Here is a 20,723-nt window from a genome sequence, read left to right on the forward strand (position 1 = left end):
CCTAGACATTATAGCAAATGAAGGGGTCCTAATCGAATGACAAGACTCTTCTATTCTAGGCTGCCACGTCTCTCTTGTGAAAGACATACCAGGCTATACCCATAAATAGAACATAATAAACAGCAAGCACCGTAATGGAGAAGCCTAGACTCATTACACTGTCACTCGAACCGAACATATATTGACTAAGGTCCATATTGGTAAACAGAATGTATTTCGCCCAGGAATACCGTTCCGGATCGAAGATTAGACCAAAGATCCCTTGAGTGAACAAGATAAATAGAGACAACCCGATGGCAAGCGCTCCAGATCTGAATACGGTGGATACCATGAATGCGATCGCCAAGGTGATAAACAAGTCCACATATTCATACAGCCAGCTGACGAGCGCATAGCCTGCAGGTGTGTAATCCCCCGGCATCTCTGACACAACAGGCTCTGTAGACATCAGCACCGAGGAAGTAAGCAGCGATAACCCTGTCATCAGCAAGGTCGTCAGCAGACTGAATAGCAGTACCGACACATATTTGGAAGCCAGAATCTTGCTTCGGGTCCATGGCCGAATCAGCAGCAGCTTAATCGTCCCCCAAGAGAATTCACCTGCCACCGAATCTGCCGCAATGACGACCGCAAAGATCGTATTCAGAAAGCTGATGAACGACACCGTCAGCATGGCGCCTTCCCAATAGTGGGTTGAAGCACCACCCCCTGTGCTGGACAGCAGGTAAGGAATCAGAATCGACATCACAATAATAATCCCGAGCATCACCCAAGTCCGTACACGGCGATAGATCTTCATATTCTCATTATGTACCAGCATCAAAAAGTTACTCATGGACGCTTACCTCCCGTCATGGCCAGGAACTGATCTTCGAGGGTGCTTGTTCGCGCCCGTATCCCATACACCTTGATGCCATGTTGGACTAGTCTTGCATTCAGATCGGCGGCGTCATCTCTTGTACAAGATATGCTCAGCACCGGACCCTCAGTACGTCCCTGTCCTGCCAGCTCGAATGCCGACTCGGGATCACTCACCTCAAACGTATATTCTAGGACTTCAAGAGCTCCACTCTCCGGTCTCAGCTGCCGAACATCAATCAGCTTCCCATCCTGAATAACCGCGACCGTATCACACATCAGCTCCATCTCAGACAGCAAATGACTCGATACGAACACCGTCGTCCCTTCGGTAAGGGTGAGCTTGCGCAAATAATCTCTCAGCTCCCGAATACCCTGCGGGTCTAATCCATTCGTCGGCTCGTCCAGCACGAGCAGCTTCGGACGATGCAGAATGGCTTGTGCGACGCCAAGCCGCTGACGCATGCCGAGAGAGTACGTCTTGACCTTGTCATGGATCCGGTCTCGGAGGCCAACGAGCTCAATCGCTTCCTGGATCCTCTCTTTGGTCACGCCCGGTGACATCCGGGCAAAATGAACCAGGTTCTGGTAGCCTGTCAGGAACTTGTACATCTCCGGATTCTCTACAATCGCGCCAACCTCACGGATGGCATCCTCAAACTGCGTCTTCACACTGTGACCGGCGATGAAGATATCCCCGCTACTAATGGACATCAAACCAACCATCATGCGGATTGTGGTCGTCTTCCCCGCGCCATTGGGCCCTAAAAAACCAAAGACCTGGCCTGGATATATATCCAGAGTCAGGTCTTGCACGAGATGGCGGGAAGAAATGACCTTACTTACACCTTGCATACGAACAACAGGTTCCTGGTGCATGTCATAGTTCACTCCCTCTTGATCATGCTCGAATCGTGATTCGAGCAAGGATTCTCACTCATAAGCTTCGTGCCTAGTGTAACATAATCTGTGAGAACCTGTCCCGCGTATTCGCAGGAATGAAGCAATTCTGTTCCTCTTGCGCTGCTTCAGGAGACGGCGAATGCTCCTCTTCTGCAGTGGGAGCGGCTTCCTGCTGCTCTTCCACAGCCTCTTCACCGTTCTGGCAGCAGTTACAGTAGCCTAAGGGCATTTCATTTCTGTAGAATCCGGTCCGGAAGACCTGATTAGGTATGATATGGGGAAGGTCTTTCATCCTGGATATGGACTGTTCATATGATAGACTACCTGAGACTTTGGCCTCTTCTATTCCTCTCGACTCCATTGGATATTCCGTGTCTACCGACAATATCCTCCCACAGGCGACACAATAAAATCGACTTGTCACGATCACTTCAGCCGTCCTCCATTCATAAAGACACATAGTTTCATTTCCTGTGAAACCAACTTCAGGGGCAATCGTCCAACCAACCGCATAAATCGATTCTTTTCGATACAAATTGTATCTTGAACATAATAGAGTCCCATATTTTTGTCAAGAATTTTCGAGGGTTACTAGATATTTAACCAGGAAAAGGGCGGGAAAACGCTCATCTAAGAGATATTTTCACTTGTTTTCATGAAAAACATGTCATAAGCATTCACAGAGCAGGACTTTCAATGATACAATTTGTATTGAAGTACATTTTTTTCTAGGGGGAACGTGTGTTGAAGAAAACGATTCGTAAACTAAGGAGAAGCGCATCAAGAACAATCTCCGTGGTTCCGGTCGCTGTTATCGTTGGGGCTCCGGTCTTGACCTACTTTATTGTACGTATGGTTCTGCAGAAATAGGACAAATTGTAAAAATATTTGTCTTATGACCTATGTACGAGCACACGACAAAAAGCACCTCATTGCTAAGAGAGAATAGGCTCTTGGCAATAAGGTGCTTTTTCCCCATTAAATACGAATCTAAGCTAGAACTCTTGAGCCTTATCAAACGACCACAGGACGCGCCATTCTCCGGACTCCTGAGAAGCATATACGGGCTGTACAATCTTAAAGTTACCAAAGGAAGAATGGTAGATCTGGGTCACGGTGAATTCATAGACTTCGGCCAGCGCTTCTTTTCCTTCTATGAGCTGAACATCAAACAGCCTCTTCGGTTCAGATACTTCATATTTAAAGGTATTCGTACCAAAATGCTGCATGAACACATGGGCCCTGGTCTGGACATAGTCCGGCTTCTTATATCGTTCCTGCAGCAGAGAATGAAACAGCTCCCATGAGCTCCCGAAATCGCCCTCTTGCTCATATGTATAGAATTGTTCAATGGCTTTACGTGCATCTTCTTCTTCATTAGACTTCATAACCCCTTGAATACTGAAGAAGAGCAGAGCTAACAGACCCACGATGAGTAAGGTAGCCGCGATCTTAAGCAGACCATTTGCTCGTCGTTTACGCAACATCAAATAAGCCTCCTCCTCTCTTGTCCCTTGTAACTCAAGGTATGAGAGAGGAAGAGGCTTTAGACCTTCCTTTTGTGCTGCACATACTGAACCAATACATATAGAAGAATAGCTATACAACCCCCGGTCAAGTCCAGCAATACATCATCGAAGGAGGGCGTCCTGCCTGCGGAGAATCGCTGCAGAAACTCATCTGCACATGCAATAAGTAAAGTAATGACCAACGGCACCCAATAGACTTTAAGGGTATGGCCCCATCGCTTTTTCAGGATCATATGAGCGGCCAGCGTTAAGATACCATACACGAACATGTGAGCACATTTGCGGAATACGAACTCCGTGAAGCCGTATGGATTATTGCGGAGCGAATTGGTATGACCTCCATAGCTGATTCGGATATCAGGCAGCTCAAAATCAATATCCAGCTTCTGAACCGTTTGGATGAGAAGAGGGCGAATGGTCTGCTGCTGATATGTCCTTGTGGACATAAACAGAATGAACAGAACCCAGAATAGCAGGAAGAGAGCTAGAAGGATGCGTTTTCTATGCTTCCCTTTCTGCTGCTGTCTTCTCTCAGCTCTGCTCAAGAGGGTTCAACCTCATTCATATGCTCGTTCATCGCATCCGTTACCCTCTGTCTCTCTTGCTCATCGACAATATAGTAATAGATTCCGTTAATTCGCTGTCCATGTCCGTTAATCTCCATAGTGTCGATCTTCTTCAGACTACTTGCATATTCCAGCGCAAATTTCTTCATTTCATCAAATGTAATATCGGTCTTCACATTTCCCCCGACTTCATCCAGGATGTTCTGAATCTGCATTACGCTGGATACTTGAAGCGCATTCTTCATCAGCTCCTGTACAATCTCCTGCTGTCTTGTATTTCGGCCAAGGTCTCCACGTGGGTCATCATATCGCATACGAGAGTAGAGCAGCGCTTCTTCACCTGTCAGTGTGATTGGCCCTTCCACAAATTTCTTGTTACCCATATTAAATTCGAATGGATTGTTCACCTCAACACCACCCAATAAGTCAATTACCGATACGAACCCTTCCATATTTAATTTGACATAGTAATCAATAGGAACGCCAAGGAATTGTTCTACCGTCTGGATCGACATGTTTACACCACCGAATGCGTATGCATGATTAATTTTGTCAACTGAACCTCTGCCTACGATTTCGGTTCTCGTATCCCTTGGAATATTAAACATCTGAATGGATTGCTTCTGCGGATTCACCGTCAGAACAATGATTGTATCTGAGCGGCCTGCATCATTGGCTCTCTCATCCACACCTAGCAGCAGAACGGAGAAGGGATCTACTTCCTTAATCTTCTCTACCTTAGGCTGTACAGCTGGGGCAGATTCCTGTCCCCCACCGATATCCGTAACGGGTACTACCGCTTCACGCGGTTCATAGATTGTATTCGCTGTAGTCTCAAGGGAAGCATACATATACCAGACGAAACCCACCCCGACAGTGACAATAGCAGCGACTCCGCTGAGACTGATCTTTAACCAACGTTTCATATTGAGCCATACCTTTCTTTCCAGAAATGAGAAGTCAATAAAAGCAAAAAAAGACAGCTATGTCCTAGGACATAGCTGTAGTATAAGAATCTGAAATATTGTCCGCATTCGGACGTCCGACAGAGTAGTAGATAAATGAGGATTCCTTCACCTTCGCAGGATCATATACATTTCGACCATCAATCAGTATTGGCTGATTCATCGATCTGGCTAACTCGGTCAGATTCACTTCACCGAACTCCTGCCATTCCGTGAGCAAGCATAAGGCATCACTGTCTTTTGCAGCAGATTGAGCATCATCACACCAGTAGATAGAGTCATTATTTACTTCACGCCGGAAATTTTCTGTAGCTACGGGATCATATGCGTATACCGAAGCACCTGCACGAACCAGTTCCTGAATAATCTCAATCGCAGGCGCATCACGAATGTCATCCGTATTGGGCTTAAATGCGAGTCCCCAGATCCCAATCCGCTTCCCTGTCAGAGAACCAAGGGCTAGCTGCAGCTTGTGAATAATATTAAACCGCTGATCCTTGTTCACTTCTACTACGGATTTCAAGAGCTTGAATTCATAATCCACATTACCCGCAATTTGAATAAGCGCCTGAGTATCCTTCGGGAAGCAAGACCCTCCATAACCAATCCCTGCCTTCAAGAAGGAGCTTCCGATTCGACGGTCATACCCCATCCCTTCCGCAACTCGGGTAACATCGGCTCCTACCTTCTCACAGATATTTGCAATCTCATTAATGAATGAGATCTTGGTCGCAAGAAATGCATTCGAGGCATACTTAATCATCTCTGCTGATCGGATATCGGTGATAATGATATTATCCGTGAGTGGAGCATGAAGAGCACTCAGTGTATCTGCCGTCTCTTGATTCTCACTACCGATAACAATACGATCTGGATTCATCGTATCCCAGATGGCCGTGCCTTCTCTAAGGAATTCTGGCAGAGAAGCAATAGAGAATGGATGCTGACTATACTCAGAGATGATATGCTTGATCCGTTCATTCGTACCTACTGGCACTGTACTCTTCGTAGCTACAATCTTGCGTCCGTTCATCGCAAGGGCTACTTCACGCGCTGCCTGTTCGATATACTGCAGGTTCGCTTCTCCATTCGGCAACGATGGAGTCCCGACGGCAAGGATAATCAGATCCGATGCCTGAACCGCAGTTTGCGTATCAAAAGTAAAAGACAGCCTTCCGGCTGCCTTGTTCTTGTCTATGAGTTCTTTAAGCCCAGGTTCATATATTGGAACTTCACCACGTTCCAGCATTTCGACCTTGGCAGGGTTATTATCGACACAAATAACATGGTTACCGATATCCGAGAAACACACTCCTGATACCAAGCCAACATATCCGGTTCCAATGACGGTAATGTTCATATTGGTTCTCCCTTCTTCTAAACTTACTGTTTTGCATTTTCCGATTGTTTCTCTTTAATATATCTGTTAGACATTAATTTCTTTAGAATCTTTCGAGAATCAGATACATTAAATAACAATATACATAAAAAATACACTATAACTCCAATAAATATAGAAACTATCAGGCTCCAAGGCCCTGTTTGTAAACGAAACGGAAAGATAGAAAAACCCATTATTAGTGCGGAGGCAACTATTTTAGTACTAATTTTGAAAGGTATAGGTAGTTGTAGAATGGACCTTCCAATCCACCAAGTAATCACTAATGAAACGAAATATGATGAAATGGATGAAATGGCAGCCCCACTAGCCCCCAAACTCGGAATCAGAAATAGATTTAAAGTAATACTTAAAATGGCAGCTACAATAACTGGGATTATCTGTATTATGGTTTTATTTCCTATTTGGAATGCTTGATCAAAATAATAAGATTTGAATCCTGATAAACATGTTCCTATAAGTAACAAAGGGAGTAATACACTAACTGAATCAACATAGTCCTCACTAAAAAAAACATGAGCAATATTGTTAGAGAGAATAATCCCCCCCACTACAACTGGTAGAGATAAACCGAGCATTAGAATAAAGTTTTGCTCAAATTGCTTTAAAGCTTCTTTAACACCTTCACTTTCATATTTTTTAATAGCAATTGGTAATGCCCCTAGATTGATAATCATCATGAGCATAGCTATTGTCTGGTTTGATAAATCTGCAGCTACAGCATAATATCCTGCTTGTTCAGGCCCCTTTAACCATCCAATAATAAATCGATCAGAAAATTGAATAATAAAAGTCATTGAAAATGTTAATGTAAGAGGCACTCCATATTTAAGCAGTTTTTTTAGTATATTCAGATCAAAAGATGCGTTTAGAACTTTCCATTGATTAAAAGTTACACTAACAATTGATAATAATGTCCCAAAAAAAATCCCTAAGAAAACTCCTTTTTCTCCTAAACCAAGGATGATTAGAACACAACTAAATACAAAAGATACGAACACTTTAACAAAAGTTATAAGTCCATACTTTTTGGGTTTTAATAATGTTCTGTATAAAGTTTGATTTAATTCAAACCATCCCAAAATCAATCCATTTAGCAGTACTAACATAATTAAAAGAATATCATTTGTAATTATTAGGCCGATTGGAGATATACAAATAATAACAATCGACGTTAATAGGAACCCTGTTAGTATAGTCTTTTGAAATGACATCAAATTGTCTTCTACAGTTCCTGGGAGATGGCGTAATAATCCAACGCGGAGCCATTGAAAGAAAATTACATTTATAAAATTTATCATAGTTATAAATAATGCATAATTTCCGTATTGGCTAGGTGAGAGAAGTCTAGTGTAAACAAGAATTGCTAATAAACCTATGATGCTAGGAATGATTCTTGATACTAGATATATAAATGAGTGCTTCAGTAACATATACTTGACCTTCTATCTGTTAGAAAAATTGCTAACTTAGATAAGTGAATTTTCATATTGATTCTTATAGTATTCAATATATTCCCCGCTTTTAATTCTTCTCCACCAATCTTCATTATCTAAATACCATTTGATCGTTTCTTTAATTCCAATATCAAATGTATAATTAGGATTCCATCCTAATTTTGTTATTAATTTTGTAGGATCAATTGCATATCTTCGGTCATGACCTTTGCGGTCTTCAACATACTTTATAAGTGTCTTAGGTCTATCCAAATTCTCTAGTATTAACTGTACAATATCGATATTACGACGTTCATTGTGACCACCAATATTATATACTTCTCCTGATTCACCGTTTCTCATAACAAGATCAATGGCAGATGCATGATCTGAAACATGCAGCCAGTCTCTTACATTAAGTCCATCTCCATAAACAGGAAGCACTTTGTTTTCTAATGCATTTGTTATCATAAGTGGAATCAGTTTTTCTGGAAAATGATACGGACCATAATTGTTTGAACAACGTGTAATATTGATATTCATCCCGTAAGTCTCATGGTATGACCTAACTAATAAATCTGCACTCGCTTTACTTGCTGAGTAGGGACTATTTGGAGCTAAAGGGGTTTCTTCAGTAAAATATCCATCTTCTCCTAGGGACCCATATACCTCGTCTGTGGATATTTGTACAAACTTTTTTATATTCTTATCTTTCGCAGCTTCAAGAAGAGAAAGAGTTCCCATTACATTTGTCTTGATAAAAATCGACGGATCACTAATGCTGCGATCTACATGAGATTCAGCTGCAAAATTAATAATAGTATCTATAGAATACTGTTCAATAATATTAAATATAAGTTCTTTATCACATATATCGCCACGTACAAAAAAATAGTTTTGTTTACTTTCAATCCCTCGTAGATTCTCTAGGTTTCCTGCATAAGTAAGATTATCTATATTCACGATTTTTATTTCTTCTTTATATTTATCAAACATGTAATGTATAAAATTGGAACCAATAAATCCTGCACCACCGGTTACAAGTAAGTTCATCTGATTCTCTCCTTCTACTTTAATTAAAATCATTATCAGCTTCATTAAGTAATGGATGCTGTTGATCCTTATCCGATAAGATCACTTTATTAGTTGGCCAATCAATATTAAGTGTTGGATCAGACCATAGAATACCTCGATCATTTTCTTTAGAATAATAATTATCTACTTTATAAAGCACTTGTGTGTTTGGAGTAATTGTACAGAAACCATGTGCAAATCCTTTTGGAATTAGTAACTGACGTTTATTGCTCTCACTTAAAACCACACCAACCCAATGACCATACGTAGATGAGTTTTTTCTAATATCCACTGCTACATCATAGATCGCACCCGCTAAAACTCTGACTAATTTTGTTTGTGCAGCTTCATTTAATTGATAATGAAGTCCACGTAATGTACCAGCTTCAGCAGAAAATGAATGATTATCTTGAATAAAGTTATTCTCTATTCCAAATTCATTGAATGTACTTTTATTATATGATTCCGTGAAAAAACCCCGGTGATCTCCATACACCGGGGTTTCAATTAAAAGTACTTCTGATAATTTAGTTTTTATTAACTTCAATTTAGTCACCTCGATATTAATTATTCATTTACTAGTTGTAATAACTTTTCCAAATGTCAGATCTAAATCCTTAGTTTTCATCAAATCATTTGCATGGGCTAATGAATCATGTGTTCCAGCATCTGTCCACCATCCAGATAAAATATCATACGTTAAGAGCCCTTCTTGAATATAAGCATTATTTACGTCAGTAATTTCAAGTTCACCACGATTAGATGGTTTTAATGTTCTTACAATATTAAATACATTCGAATCGTACATATAAACCCCTGTAACAGCGTAAGGGCTTTTCGGTACCTTAGGCTTTTCTTCAATTGATTTAATAGTATCCCCTTCAATTTCTGCTACACCATAACGCTCCGGATCTTCAACTTGTTGTAACAATACTTTAGCTCCACTACCCTGCTTTTTAAAGTTTTTTACGTAAGTATCTAAAGAATCCGAAAACACATTATCTCCTAAGATCACAAGCATCGATTCACCTTTAGAAAAATTCTCGGCTAAACCAAGTGCCTGTGCTATTCCACCTGCTTGATCTTGCACTTTGTATGTAAACGTCACACCAAATTCATGACCGCTCCCTAGTAAATTCACCACATCTCCCATGTGATCACGCCCAGTTACAATAAGAATATCCTGTATATCTGCTTCCCTTAATTTATAGATAGAGTGATAAATCATTGGATATTTCCCTACAGGTAGTAAATGTTTATTTGTTACTTTTGTAAGAGGATATAATCTTGAACCAGTCCCACCAGCTAAAATAATTCCTTTCATCACGAAACACTCCCTTTAAAATTATTTGGATAAAACAGTTGTACTATTATTAAGAGTGACAGGTGTTACCACTTGCTTCTGATCTTCTAAAAAGGTTTTTTCGTACGAATTGATAATATCATCCCAAGAATAGAAATTAGCCATTCGATTAATTGCCCGTTTTTGATAATCGTCAATCTCTTGTGTCGTGAACTCCTCAACTTGACTAATAATTGTGGCTAATTGTGACGATTCTCTGTTGAAATATACTGCTGCCTCCTGACCTACTTCTCTGTTAAACACAACATCAAACAATATATTTAGTTTTGTACTACCCATTGACTCTAAAAGAGACGGATTAGTACCACCTACTTCATGTCCATGCAAATAAGCAAATGCATTCTCTCTTATCTTCATTAATAGCTCATTATCGTAAACAGTCCCAACCCATTTAATTCGTTTATCTTTATCAAAACCCGTAGTGTTTAATAAATAGTTATAAAATGAATTTTCTTCTACATTAGTAATAATGACCAAATCCTTATCTGAATTTGATTCCATAAAACCTTTAATCATTAACTCATAATTATTCTCTGGTACAAATCTTCCAACTATAAGAAAGTACTCTCCAATTCGAATATCATTTTTACTATTCCAACTGAGTAGCTTTTCATCAGAGTCTGAAAGAGAGGATTTTCTTACATGTGTCCCATAAGATATAAATTTAGTAACTGGATTAAATTTTTTGTATTCTTTGTTTATATATTGTTCGATACCAATCGAATCACAAATAATGAGATCAGAATGTTTAATCATCAGTTTTTCTGAGTACTTCCAATACTTCCTGATGAATTTATTCCATTTACTCCTTTTCCACTCATGTCCATCAGGATTAACATAAAAACTTATATTATGTTTCCTGAGTAACCATTTTAATAAAGAGAATACTGGACCAATTCTACAGGCTAATATATATATAGTAGAATCATTCATTTTATATTGCTTAATATATTTAGCAACAGATAATAAACTATATACATCATAAATTAAAGCTTTATAACTACCTGTTAGAGGAACTGGTATTTCAAAACATCGAGCATTATTATGAACAAACTCTTTTCTAGTGTTACTAGATAAGCAGGAAACATGATATTGTATAATTGGATTTTTTTGGTACTCAGTGAGTTGGTCTACAAATGTTTCAAAACCACCATACTTAGCAGGTATACCTTTGGATCCTATGACAAATACGTGTTTCTTTGTATTCTGATTATTTGAAGAAGAAATATTTAGTGGTTCGCTGGTCTTAATTCCAAACCATTGCAAAAATGCCTTGTTATCAACTTCTGATGTATTTCTGATTAGGCTCCTTCTACTTTTAATAAGCTTTAGGTTTTTGGAAATATATTTCAATCCAGTAATTGATGATCTTTCCTTCAATAAAACATAAGCAATAATCATAAGATCATATGGAATGAAATACCAACCATGTTTTAAGAAACCTTGCTTTGATTCATTTTGTAAAAGCATAATAATTCTATTCTTAACAGAATGCATATTTACAAAATTACTCATCTGCTTTCTTTTTTCAGGTGTGTTATTTCTGACATGATAGGCCACTGCTTCATAATTATATACACATGTCCAACCTTTCAATTGAGCTCTCCAAGCTAAATCAACATCTTCTCTATAAGCAAAAAAATCTTCTAAAAAATATTGATCATTAATCTTAATGTCCTCAAGCATTTCTTTACTGTATAAAGGTGCGGCACCTGACGCTCCGAACACGTATTCCTTATTATCGTATTGCCCTACGTCTAAGCTTTCTGCTCCTCTATCAAGTGATCTTCTATTTTTCTTAAAATAAATTCCAGTAGAATCAATAATTTTAGTTTTTTTATTTTCCACGGGATCAAATCTGAGCAATTTCCCACTTATCGAGCCTATCATATTGCCAGTCGTTGCAGCATCAATCATTTTTTCTAAAAAAGTAGGTTCAGCGAAAATGTCTGGATTATATGGCATGTAAAATTTACCAGTAGATTCTTTTATCGCTAGATTATGTCCGCCACAAAAACCTGTATTTTCTTTGTTTATGATTAAGTTGGCAGATGGATAAATTTTCTTAATAATTGATACTGTCGAGTCAACTGAACCATTATCAACAACAATTAGTTCAAAATCTTGAAAACTTTGATCTTTTAAACAACTTAAACATCTTTCAATATACTGTTCACTATTCCAAGTCACTATACCGACGGATAGGATTGTCATTTTACTCCTGCCTTTTCGATTATTTCATAGATTAAACTTGTTCTGGAATTCCATGAGTTGTTTTTCATATAGTTTATTCTGTTCTCTTTAAGTTCATTTCCTTCCTCACTCAAGGCGCGCTCTAATTGCTGCTTAAATGAATTCGCATTTTCTGCAACATATACGAGAGAACCGACTACATCTGAAGGTGGGATAGGTGTAGTTACAATGGGCTTACCGAGAGATAAATAATCGTACATTTTCATTGAGTCTTGAGATAGAGTGTAGGGACTTATAATATGAGGTACAATACATACATCAAAGTCATTAATATAGCTTGCGACATCAGAGTATGGTATACCAGGTATATGTTCAATATTTTTATAGTTATTCAAGAGCCTTTCAAATTTATCATCACTAAATTCATTTACTCCAATGAATAAAAACGTAACATCAGGGAAGAACGTTAACATTTCTTCTAATAGTGATAAATCGATACGTTCATGAATATTGCCTAAATAACCTACTACTTTTCCAGTATATTTACCTTTGAGAGGTCTAGATACATCGATTTCAAGATTCAATGAGGACGTATTGTTAAGTAAATATACATTATTTTTATTATTCTTCGTTTCGAATTTTTCTTTCATTTGCAGAGTGTTAACAAAGATAATATCTGAAAGCTCTTCCGCTTCTTTATAACCCTTATTTATTGCTTTTAAATGTTTCGGCCTGTTTGTATAAAGAGGAGATAAAGTCCAATCATCATAAGCATCAAATAAAGTTAGATGTGTGGAGAATTTTACTAACCCAACAGATTTAGGATCTGCAATAAGCATTATCGATCTCTTAAACTCTAATTTTTTCTCGCAAGTTTGTATGATTCTAGGTAAGATAGATTGCTCAATTTTTCCGAACGGTAAACAATGCTCTAGGTAATATGTGCACTTTGAAACATTACATTGACTCAGACGATATCCTAACCCTTTGGATATTGTCGTTCTCGGGGAATCACTATAAATTAGCTTTGGATGAACTCTGCTAACTATCATGATTTTTTCAAAATATGAATCTTTACTAAATTGTTCTGCTAGTTTCAATGGACGATTCATTTTATTTTTGGATACATGTTCAAACCAATTATGAGGTGAAATAAATATTAGATTAAATCTGTTTGCTTGTACCATGAACATTCCATCTTCCCTTTTCTTTTTTGTCTAGAGAACTCGGCTTCTTAATAAAACTTACAGGCGTATAAAGAAGAACACGATAACAAAAATAAACACCAATACTTATAAAAGGAAAAACACTTGTTGCAGCATACCCAGCAAGTAAGTTATAGCTCATGTAAACTAAGAAGAATACATAAAATATTATTTTAAATGGATTTTTAGGATCTTTTTTAAAACTTATAAATACAGCATTCAATAAAAGAAAAGTAAAAAACGGAATTATGAAACACCCAATTAATCCAAAATTAGCATACGCTTCGCCCAAAGCTGAGGGTATTGTTCCTCCTCCTAGATAAGATTGACCTAGTGCTTCTTTAATTTGCATATCCAAAGTGTACTGAGTGCCAGGGAGTACAGTTAGTACTGGCCCTAAATAGGTCTGCCCATATTCATATGGAATAACTGATGGAAATAACTGAAGTACATCGCTAAAGTTTTTATATCCAATCCCAAGATAATGCCCAAAAATAAATAAAGACAATCCGATGTAATCTTTGTCAATGAGGTATGATTTGTATTCTGGAAATCTATAGAATAACTCTGTATTAACAACTCTATAGGCTCCAATTCCTCCTACGAAAACAACTACTGTTAATAACACTACTGTTCCTAAAAGAATAAAGTTCTTAGTTCTAATTTTCCCCTGAAACTTCAGATAAACGAATATAAGAAATGTAGACAAGATTATCGTAAATACTGGCGATCGATTACTTAATAAAAGTAGAAATATAATCCCAAAAATATATATCCATAGTGAAGATTTTTGTGGAGTTATTCCATTAAACTTCAAGAAAAAATAATTGTAGAATCCTACAATCGATGAAATTATAAGAAGATACGTTAATACTCTTAATTCCGCCCCTCCACTAATAGAAGCATCTACACGAGATTGTTCTAGATTTCCCATAAATAATGGAATACTACCGATTCTCAAAATATACAGTCCAAAAGCAAGAGTCCCAATTAAAAAAACTATCTTCTCAAAAAAAAGGGAATTTTCGAAATAAATTGTTTTATTCGCCATATCTCCTTGGTTACTTTTCCTTACAACTTTAAAAAACATAAAAGCATATAAGTAACCAAACACACCCAAAATTATACAGAGGTCAGCTGTCCTAGCCGCTTGATCACTTACATCAGACGCTAATAGCTTTCCTACTCCAAAAAATAAAAAATAACAAAGTGGATACAAAAAGAATGGATCAAGTAAATTTATAGACCTTTTACTTATTGAGACAATTAAATATGTTAGTGGGGGTAAGAGAGTAATAAAGAACACTATCTGGCCAATAATATTAGTAGAATAGGACATAGTTGTACCAATAAAACTAACTGTCATAGCTATAATTAATGTAGAAATTATTATAATTAATTTTTTCATTTTTATAATTCCTTATAAAGGTTATTAAAATGCATCCTTTGCTCCAAACAACAACCTTACCGTCTTTAAAATAATTCCGATATCATACCAATACTTCCGCTTGCGAATGTACTCCAAATCCATCTCAACCATTTCTGCGAAGCCAACACTGTTACGGCCGCTAACCTGCCACAGACCTGTACAACCCGGTGTTACATGCAGTCGTTGCTTGTCGTATAAGGAATATTCTTCGACTTCTCTTGGCAGCGGTGGTCTTGGACCGACCAGGCTCATATCGCCACGGACGACATTCCATAGCTGAGGAAGCTCATCCAGACTTGTTTTGCGAATGAACCGTCCGATCTTCGTGACTCGCGGATCATTCTTCATCTTGAACATGGCCCCACTGACTTCATTCTGAGATAAGAGCTGTTCCAGCAGCTCCTCCGCATTGTGAACCATAGATCGGAATTTATACATATAGAAGACTCTCTCATTCTTGCCTACACGTTGCTGCTTGAAGAATACCGGACCTTTCGGATCCTCCAGCTTAATCAATACGGCGAGCAGTAGAAACAGCGGAGATAGTACAATTAATCCTAGCAGCGAGGCGACCATATCCGTTAATCTCTTCATAATAAGGTAGGTTTGATTTGCTTCTGTTCGTTCGAGCGTTGCTTCATAGACTCCAGACTCTAGTGCAATCTCTGCATCATTCGTCCGCGGATTCGAGCTCACTCGAATTCACCTCCACCGATTGCCAATCTCGCTACCGATTCTTTCTCAAGTATGTCTCCTAATGCGTTTAGAATCGGAATACGGAGCTCTTCATTTTTCAAGGCAAAGTCAATTGTCGTCAGGATAAAGCCTAGCTTCTCGCCCACATCATAACGAGTCCCTTCGAAATCATATGCGTATACTCCCTCTGCTTCATTCAGCCGCTGGATCGCATCCGTCAGCTGAATCTCTCCATGAGTACCTGCCTCTTGATCATCCAACAGTTCAAATATTTCAGGCGTCAGAATATATCTTCCCATAATCGCGAGATTAGAAGGGGCTTCGCCAAGCTTCGGTTTCTCAACAAACCGGTTGACTGCACACAAACGTCCTTCCGAGCTGAGTGGGTCTACAATCCCGTAACGGTCTGTATGCTCTTCAGCTACGGTCTGCACACCCACAATGGATCTGCCTACCATTTCATACTGTTCAATCAGCTGCCGGGTACATGGCACTTCGGCTTCAACAATATCATCACCGAGGAGTACAGCAAATGGCTCATCACCAATAAAATTACGCGCACACCAGACGGCGTGACCCAGCCCTTTTGGCTCCTTCTGTCTTATGTAATGAATATCCACATTGGATGATTTCCGAACTTCTTCGAGCAGATCGAACTTGCCCTTAGACTGTAAGGTATGCTCTAGCTCGAAGGCATTATCGAAATGATCCTCAATTGCTCTCTTCCCTTTGCCCGTGACAATAATAATATCTTCAATTCCGGATGCAATCGCCTCTTCGATGATGTATTGGATGGTCGGTTTATCAACAATCGGCAGCATTTCCTTCGGCATCGCCTTCGTTGCAGGTAAGAATCTAGTACCTAGACCTGCAGCAGGTATAATGGCCTTTCTCACTTTTTTCATACATCATCACCTTATCCTTCTCTATTTATATTGAATGACTTAAAAGCACGAGTTGTACCGTTTACGTAAAAATATGAATGTAAGCGATACAATTCTTACTTTCAATTTCATAACAGGGCATTAAACCCCACCTCACATCACACCCTCGACGATGAACGTCTAAGGTACACTGACCCACAGTGTGACCGAGTGCCTGCAGTGATAGAGGTACAGCAGGCATTACCTGTTACTGACATAATTCAAATTACTTCATCAGCGTTCGCCGTAATAATAGTAGTAATTGGATTGATTCTTGTTAAGCTGAATGTTGTTAAGCACAACACCTAGGATTCGGGCATTCACATGTTCCAAGTGGCCCTTCGCCTTCTTCACGAGATCTTTCTTCACTTTGCCTGAATTGACGACGAGCACAACACCATCACACAAGGAGCTGATAATCATTGCGTCAGTAACAGCAAGCACTGGCGGTGTATCGAACAATATAATGTCATATATTCCTTTTAGTTCCTCAAGTAAAGCTGTCATCTTCTTCGACCCCAGCATCTCGGAAGGATTCGGAGGAATCGGTCCTGATGGCAGGACGTCCAGATTGTGGACTGCGGTCTTCTGAAGCACTTCTTGAACCGGATACTGCGCTGCAATTGCACTGGATAGTCCGGCATGGTTCGAGACTGTGAACACTTGATGCAAGGAAGGCTTTCTTAGATCCGTATCGATCAGCAGCACCTTCTTGCCTTCCTGTGCGTAAGTCACGGCCAGGTTACTAACGGTTGTCGTCTTTCCTTCTCCCGATTGAGCGGAGGCCACCATAAGGACCTTGATCTGATCATCAATTGCTGAGAATTGAATATTCGTCCGCAGTGTTCTATAGGCTTCCGATATCGGTGCCTTCGGATTGACTGCAGTTACTAGATTATGCTGATTACTGGTTGATCGTGGCATAGTTCGCCTCACCTACCTGCCCTTGTGATATAGATGTATGATGTGAAGACTTGACATCGTCCTTCTTGATTCTTGCGATGACGGCGACAACCGGCAATCCCAGCTCTCTCTCCAGCTCCGCTTCTGTCTTGAAGGTATCATCCAAATATTCAAGCAGGAATACGAGACCAACGGACAGCATCAAACCAACAACAAAACTGATTAATATGCTCATCATCAAATTAATATTCACAGGAGGGACATTTGCCTCCAGCGGTGCTTGGTTCAGGATCGTGACATTATCCACCTCCATGATGGAAGGAATCTCACGCTCGAATATTCTGGCGACGGCGTTTACGGTCTTGGCAGCCTTCTCATAGGAAGTCGCTGTCACGGCCAAATTCATAATTTGTGATTCGTTCGCAGCAGATACGGTAATCATGGAAGCTAATTGCTCTGTAGTAAAACCGAGATCTGGGTAAGCCTCAAGTACTTTATCTAAAATGGCTGAGGATTTAATAATCTCCGTATAAGAATTGATCAGCATGACATTCGTTTGAATCAGCGTATAGTCAAGCATCGCCGTTCCTTGTCTGTCATAGGTCTGGTTCACAATGATCTTGGCCTCGGCTGGATATTGCGGGGTCGTCATATAGGTCTTAACTCCTGCACCAATACAAGCAACGATCACAATAATGGCAATAAGCCAAATCCTTTTTCGAATAATATTCATGTACTCCTTGAGTTCCACTTCTATTCCTCCTTCATTCATGTAGCGCGCAATCGTCTTACCATGGAAGTATGCGGCGCCGTGTACTCACTGGTTCTGCAAGCTCTACCAATCTGTTATCCCATACTCTTCGCGCATTGGTCTGGAGCTGCTCTACCATTTCGAGTCCAAACCGTGATTCTAGTCGTTCATAGGCAGCCTGGAGCTCGAAACTGCGACGTTCTGTATCATGTGCGTCTGATGAAATGAAATGAAACCCATTTTGTTTGCAAAAATGAAAACACCATTTCTGAACTTTTCGACCGAAAAGCCCTAAGAACGATTGAGCGGTGATCTGACATAATGCACCTTGACTCATATATTGCCCGAGTAATTCAGGCTCTCGCAGCAAGACAGCGTTACGCTCTGGATGTGCAATGATTGGTATGATATTGCGGACCTTCAGTTCGTGAAGCAGATTGGGAAAGAACGAAGGCACCTCTCGGCTCGGCAGCTCCAGCAGCATATATTTACTTGAAGCCAAGGTAAGAAGCTCCTCATTATTCAACAGATCGATAAGTCTGGGGTGAATTCGAATCTCCTGACCCGAGCGAACTTGTAACGGGATGTTATGTTCCCTGAGTTCCAAGTTAAACAACTGTACGGCTTCTTCCACTTGATGACTCGGATTATCGTGACTCACATTCAAGTGATGCGGGGTAGCAATAATCTTAGTGATTCCTGCTGCAACAGCAGCTTGTGCCATAGCCAGTGAACGCACCATGGATGTTGGTCCATCATCCAGACCAGGCAAGATGTGACAATGAATTTCAATCATAAGCGTGCACCCTCAATACTATGTCCCCCCTCATCAAAATATGTTTCACACATTTATATTGGGGTCAAAGAACTAATGCAGGAACATGATAAATATAGTAAAATGGCGTTAGCGCAGGCTAAGCCTGAGTATTAATCCGTGAATACGGATATGGTATGTCTTCGACTATGGTCCAAGCTTCCAGCTGCTTCTGGAAATAGGAATGTACCGGATACTGCAGCTGATAAATCATCTGATTCAACTGACCATATATATATAGTCTGTGTTCTTCATGAATATGTAACTTTGCATAATATAGTGTGAAACTTCCTAACTCCTGCTTCCACTGCAATGTACAGTCGAGATGAATGACATTGTTCTTCTGACCTTCCAGCTCTAACCCAACGAGAAGCTCAGGTACAGGAGGAATGATGAGGTCGCTTAAGAAGTGAATGGACTTCTGATTCAACCCAAGAATAATAATGGGACGGCTCCTGCTGTTAATGACTTGCTCTTCATACTTGTGAATATACATACTTGCGTTAATGCCCTGACTACTGACCTGTTTCATAGATTTCCATCCCTTACATAATTGCGATCCCAGGTATGAATGAATGAATCGGGGTCAAGGCTAGAAATGTGCGATAAAATGATACAATTTGTAACCTTGATGTATCCAATTTACGATACAAATCGTATCGTGTCAATAGATTTTTGGACACATCGTAACTTATATGACAAAGGCAGCTAGATTCGGTAAACGTTCATTTAGTAACCAGGAGGAATAAAAATAGATGGATTACGGACACCGTATTGCAGAATTAAGAGAAAAAAGGGGAATGACTCAAGAGGAGCTCTCCAGTGTGCTGGAGATTACGAGAGCTTCACTGTCTCACTATGAGAAGGGAAGGCGCAAGCCGGACTTTGAGACCCTCACCAAGCTCGCTGATACCTTCAATGTATCTGTCGATTATCTGCTTGGAAGAACGAGTCAACCGGAGATGGTGCTCGATGACGATGTGAGAGGATTTGTCGACGCATTGGAGCTCTCCGATCGGGAGGTACTGAGTAAATTCGAGCTCATGATTGACGGCAAGCCGTTGTCAGAGGAAGAAGCTAGGAGATTTATCGCCTTCGTACGAATGGAACGTAATATGGACTCGTGATGCTCGTTCTGGTATCTGATCATTTAGTCCCATATCGATAATCATCATTGTAGAATTCTGACTGTAGTCCCTCGATGTGAGGGACCTTTTTTATGTTCAATATATCTCTTATGCCAGTTTCACAGAGGTAGGTTATCCACCCAGCAAATACTAACATTGCAAGCTGCGACATGAGCTTCATGCATAAGGAATATATATCACAGCTCTTACTTGGGTTCGTGCTCATCTCTTCCCTATAGCGAACTTATCTATCCTGAGGGGGAACAAGAGATTGCCATTCCTTCGGATCGATGCCACATTGCTTCAAAACATCCACGATATCAAGCGGTTTCCTCGGGTTGTTCTGGTTCATCGGTTGATCATCGCTCCTGCTTGGATAATCCATGTTCATACCGGACAACCTCTCCTATACCTTTTTATATGTATGTTAAATTAACTAGACCTATTATACGAAAAATTTCCTAGTAATGTTGTCGTCTCATGGCGGAATGTCAGGTTTTCGAGGTTCTAATTTTGTCGAATAAAAAAACAGGACTTCATAGCGTCCTTCTTAAGTGAAGGTCCTGCTATAAAGTCCTGTTCGATTAAT

23 protein-coding genes are annotated in these 20,723 nt (G+C 39.8%); 2 read left to right on the forward strand and 21 right to left on the reverse strand.

The features are described 5' to 3' along the window. Positions 1–55 precede the first annotated feature (55 nt). The 3 genes from BK126_RS07830 to BK126_RS07840 all read right to left on the reverse strand — a co-directional run bounded on the left by BK126_RS07830 (position 56) and on the right by BK126_RS07840 (position 2,191). Positions 56–835 carry an ABC transporter permease gene (locus tag BK126_RS07830; RefSeq protein ID WP_076312020.1) on the reverse strand — a complete coding sequence of 260 codons (780 nt, stop codon included), beginning with the start codon at positions 833–835 and terminating at the stop codon, positions 56–58. Then, positions 832–1,737: an ABC transporter ATP-binding protein gene (locus tag BK126_RS07835; RefSeq protein ID WP_076312599.1), complete on the reverse strand. Its 906-nt coding sequence runs from the start codon at positions 1,735–1,737 to the stop codon at positions 832–834. Before BK126_RS07835 ends, BK126_RS07830 begins: the two co-directional genes overlap by 4 nt. A 73-nt stretch (positions 1,738–1,810) precedes the next feature. After that, positions 1,811–2,191 carry a hypothetical protein gene (locus BK126_RS07840; protein WP_076312021.1) on the reverse strand — a complete coding sequence of 127 codons (381 nt, stop codon included), beginning with the start codon at positions 2,189–2,191 and terminating at the stop codon, positions 1,811–1,813. Positions 2,192–2,505: 314 nt separating this feature from the next. On the opposite strand from BK126_RS07840, the gene BK126_RS29795 reads away from it, so the two are divergent. Continuing rightward, positions 2,506–2,631 (forward strand): hypothetical protein, encoded by a 126-nt coding sequence (locus BK126_RS29795; RefSeq protein ID WP_256209821.1) that lies wholly within the window; start codon positions 2,506–2,508, stop codon positions 2,629–2,631. Positions 2,632–2,756: 125 nt separating this feature from the next. On the opposite strand, the gene BK126_RS07845 is transcribed toward BK126_RS29795, so the two are convergent. From BK126_RS07845 to BK126_RS07930, 17 genes are all read right to left on the reverse strand, one after another. Further along, on the reverse strand, positions 2,757–3,248 hold the full coding sequence (locus BK126_RS07845) for a hypothetical protein (RefSeq protein WP_083655764.1): 492 nt from the start codon (positions 3,246–3,248) through the stop codon (positions 2,757–2,759). Positions 3,249–3,307: 59 nt separating this feature from the next. After that, positions 3,308–3,835 (reverse strand): VanZ family protein, encoded by a 528-nt coding sequence (locus BK126_RS07850; protein ID WP_076312023.1) that lies wholly within the window; start codon positions 3,833–3,835, stop codon positions 3,308–3,310. Continuing rightward, positions 3,832–4,782: an LCP family glycopolymer transferase gene (locus tag BK126_RS07855; RefSeq protein WP_076312024.1), complete on the reverse strand. Its 951-nt coding sequence runs from the start codon at positions 4,780–4,782 to the stop codon at positions 3,832–3,834. Before BK126_RS07855 ends, BK126_RS07850 begins: the two co-directional genes overlap by 4 nt. 64 nt (positions 4,783–4,846) lie before the next feature. Beyond that, entirely contained in the window at positions 4,847–6,181 is a 1,335-nt protein-coding gene (locus tag BK126_RS07860; RefSeq protein WP_076312025.1) for a UDP-glucose dehydrogenase family protein, read from the reverse strand. 23 nt (positions 6,182–6,204) lie between these two features. Continuing rightward, complete coding sequence (locus tag BK126_RS07865) at positions 6,205–7,653, reverse strand: oligosaccharide flippase family protein (RefSeq protein WP_076312026.1); 1,449 nt, start codon at positions 7,651–7,653, stop codon at positions 6,205–6,207. Positions 7,654–7,689: 36 nt separating this feature from the next. After that, the gene (gene rfbB, locus BK126_RS07870; RefSeq protein ID WP_076312027.1) at positions 7,690–8,709 is read right to left on the reverse strand and encodes a dTDP-glucose 4,6-dehydratase; all 1,020 of its coding nucleotides are present in this window, start codon (positions 8,707–8,709) and stop codon (positions 7,690–7,692) included. 19 nt (positions 8,710–8,728) lie between these two features. Continuing rightward, the gene (gene rfbC, locus BK126_RS07875; RefSeq protein WP_076312028.1) at positions 8,729–9,277 is read right to left on the reverse strand and encodes a dTDP-4-dehydrorhamnose 3,5-epimerase; all 549 of its coding nucleotides are present in this window, start codon (positions 9,275–9,277) and stop codon (positions 8,729–8,731) included. Positions 9,278–9,301: 24 nt separating this feature from the next. Continuing rightward, entirely contained in the window at positions 9,302–10,054 is a 753-nt protein-coding gene (locus BK126_RS07880; RefSeq protein ID WP_076312029.1) for a sugar phosphate nucleotidyltransferase, read from the reverse strand. Positions 10,055–10,075: 21 nt separating this feature from the next. Beyond that, positions 10,076–12,307: a beta 1-4 rhamnosyltransferase Cps2T gene (cps2T, locus tag BK126_RS28780; protein ID WP_083655765.1), complete on the reverse strand. Its 2,232-nt coding sequence runs from the start codon at positions 12,305–12,307 to the stop codon at positions 10,076–10,078. Continuing rightward, complete coding sequence (locus tag BK126_RS07895) at positions 12,304–13,473, reverse strand: glycosyltransferase (protein ID WP_076312030.1); 1,170 nt, start codon at positions 13,471–13,473, stop codon at positions 12,304–12,306. Before BK126_RS07895 ends, cps2T begins: the two co-directional genes overlap by 4 nt. Further along, complete coding sequence (locus tag BK126_RS07900; RefSeq protein ID WP_076312031.1) at positions 13,451–14,899, reverse strand: O-antigen polymerase; 1,449 nt, start codon at positions 14,897–14,899, stop codon at positions 13,451–13,453. The genes BK126_RS07895 and BK126_RS07900 overlap by 23 nt, the downstream gene beginning before the upstream one ends. A 24-nt stretch (positions 14,900–14,923) precedes the next feature. Continuing rightward, a complete protein-coding gene (locus tag BK126_RS07905) occupies positions 14,924–15,583 on the reverse strand; it encodes a sugar transferase (RefSeq protein WP_076312601.1) in 660 nt (219 codons plus the stop codon). A 29-nt stretch (positions 15,584–15,612) separates the two neighbouring features. After that, positions 15,613–16,521, reverse strand: a complete 909-nt coding sequence (gene galU / locus BK126_RS07910; protein ID WP_076312032.1) for a UTP--glucose-1-phosphate uridylyltransferase GalU — start codon at positions 16,519–16,521, stop codon at positions 15,613–15,615. Positions 16,522–16,773: 252 nt separating this feature from the next. After that, positions 16,774–17,463, reverse strand: a complete 690-nt coding sequence (locus tag BK126_RS07915) for a CpsD/CapB family tyrosine-protein kinase (protein ID WP_076312033.1) — start codon at positions 17,461–17,463, stop codon at positions 16,774–16,776. Next, the gene (locus BK126_RS07920) at positions 17,444–18,193 is read right to left on the reverse strand and encodes a YveK family protein (RefSeq protein ID WP_083655768.1); all 750 of its coding nucleotides are present in this window, start codon (positions 18,191–18,193) and stop codon (positions 17,444–17,446) included. Before BK126_RS07920 ends, BK126_RS07915 begins: the two co-directional genes overlap by 20 nt. Positions 18,194–18,230: 37 nt before the next feature. Beyond that, positions 18,231–18,989, reverse strand: coding sequence for a tyrosine-protein phosphatase (locus tag BK126_RS07925; protein WP_076312034.1), 759 nt, complete (start codon positions 18,987–18,989; stop codon positions 18,231–18,233). A gap of 118 nt (positions 18,990–19,107) precedes the next feature. After that, positions 19,108–19,539 carry a hypothetical protein gene (locus BK126_RS07930; RefSeq protein WP_076312035.1) on the reverse strand — a complete coding sequence of 144 codons (432 nt, stop codon included), beginning with the start codon at positions 19,537–19,539 and terminating at the stop codon, positions 19,108–19,110. A 223-nt stretch (positions 19,540–19,762) separates the two neighbouring features. Between BK126_RS07930 and BK126_RS07935 the strand changes: the two genes are divergently transcribed. Beyond that, the gene (locus BK126_RS07935; RefSeq protein ID WP_076312036.1) at positions 19,763–20,134 is read left to right on the forward strand and encodes a helix-turn-helix domain-containing protein; all 372 of its coding nucleotides are present in this window, start codon (positions 19,763–19,765) and stop codon (positions 20,132–20,134) included. Between the two features lie 244 nt (positions 20,135–20,378). Here the strand turns inward: BK126_RS07935 and BK126_RS29335 are convergent, their stop codons facing one another. Then, positions 20,379–20,525 carry a hypothetical protein gene (locus tag BK126_RS29335; protein ID WP_177178789.1) on the reverse strand — a complete coding sequence of 49 codons (147 nt, stop codon included), beginning with the start codon at positions 20,523–20,525 and terminating at the stop codon, positions 20,379–20,381. Between the last annotated feature and the right edge of the window lie 198 nt (positions 20,526–20,723).

This window comes from Paenibacillus sp. FSL H7-0326, from assembly GCF_001955535.1.
Lineage (GTDB): Bacteria > Bacillota > Bacilli > Paenibacillales > Paenibacillaceae > Paenibacillus > Paenibacillus shunpengii.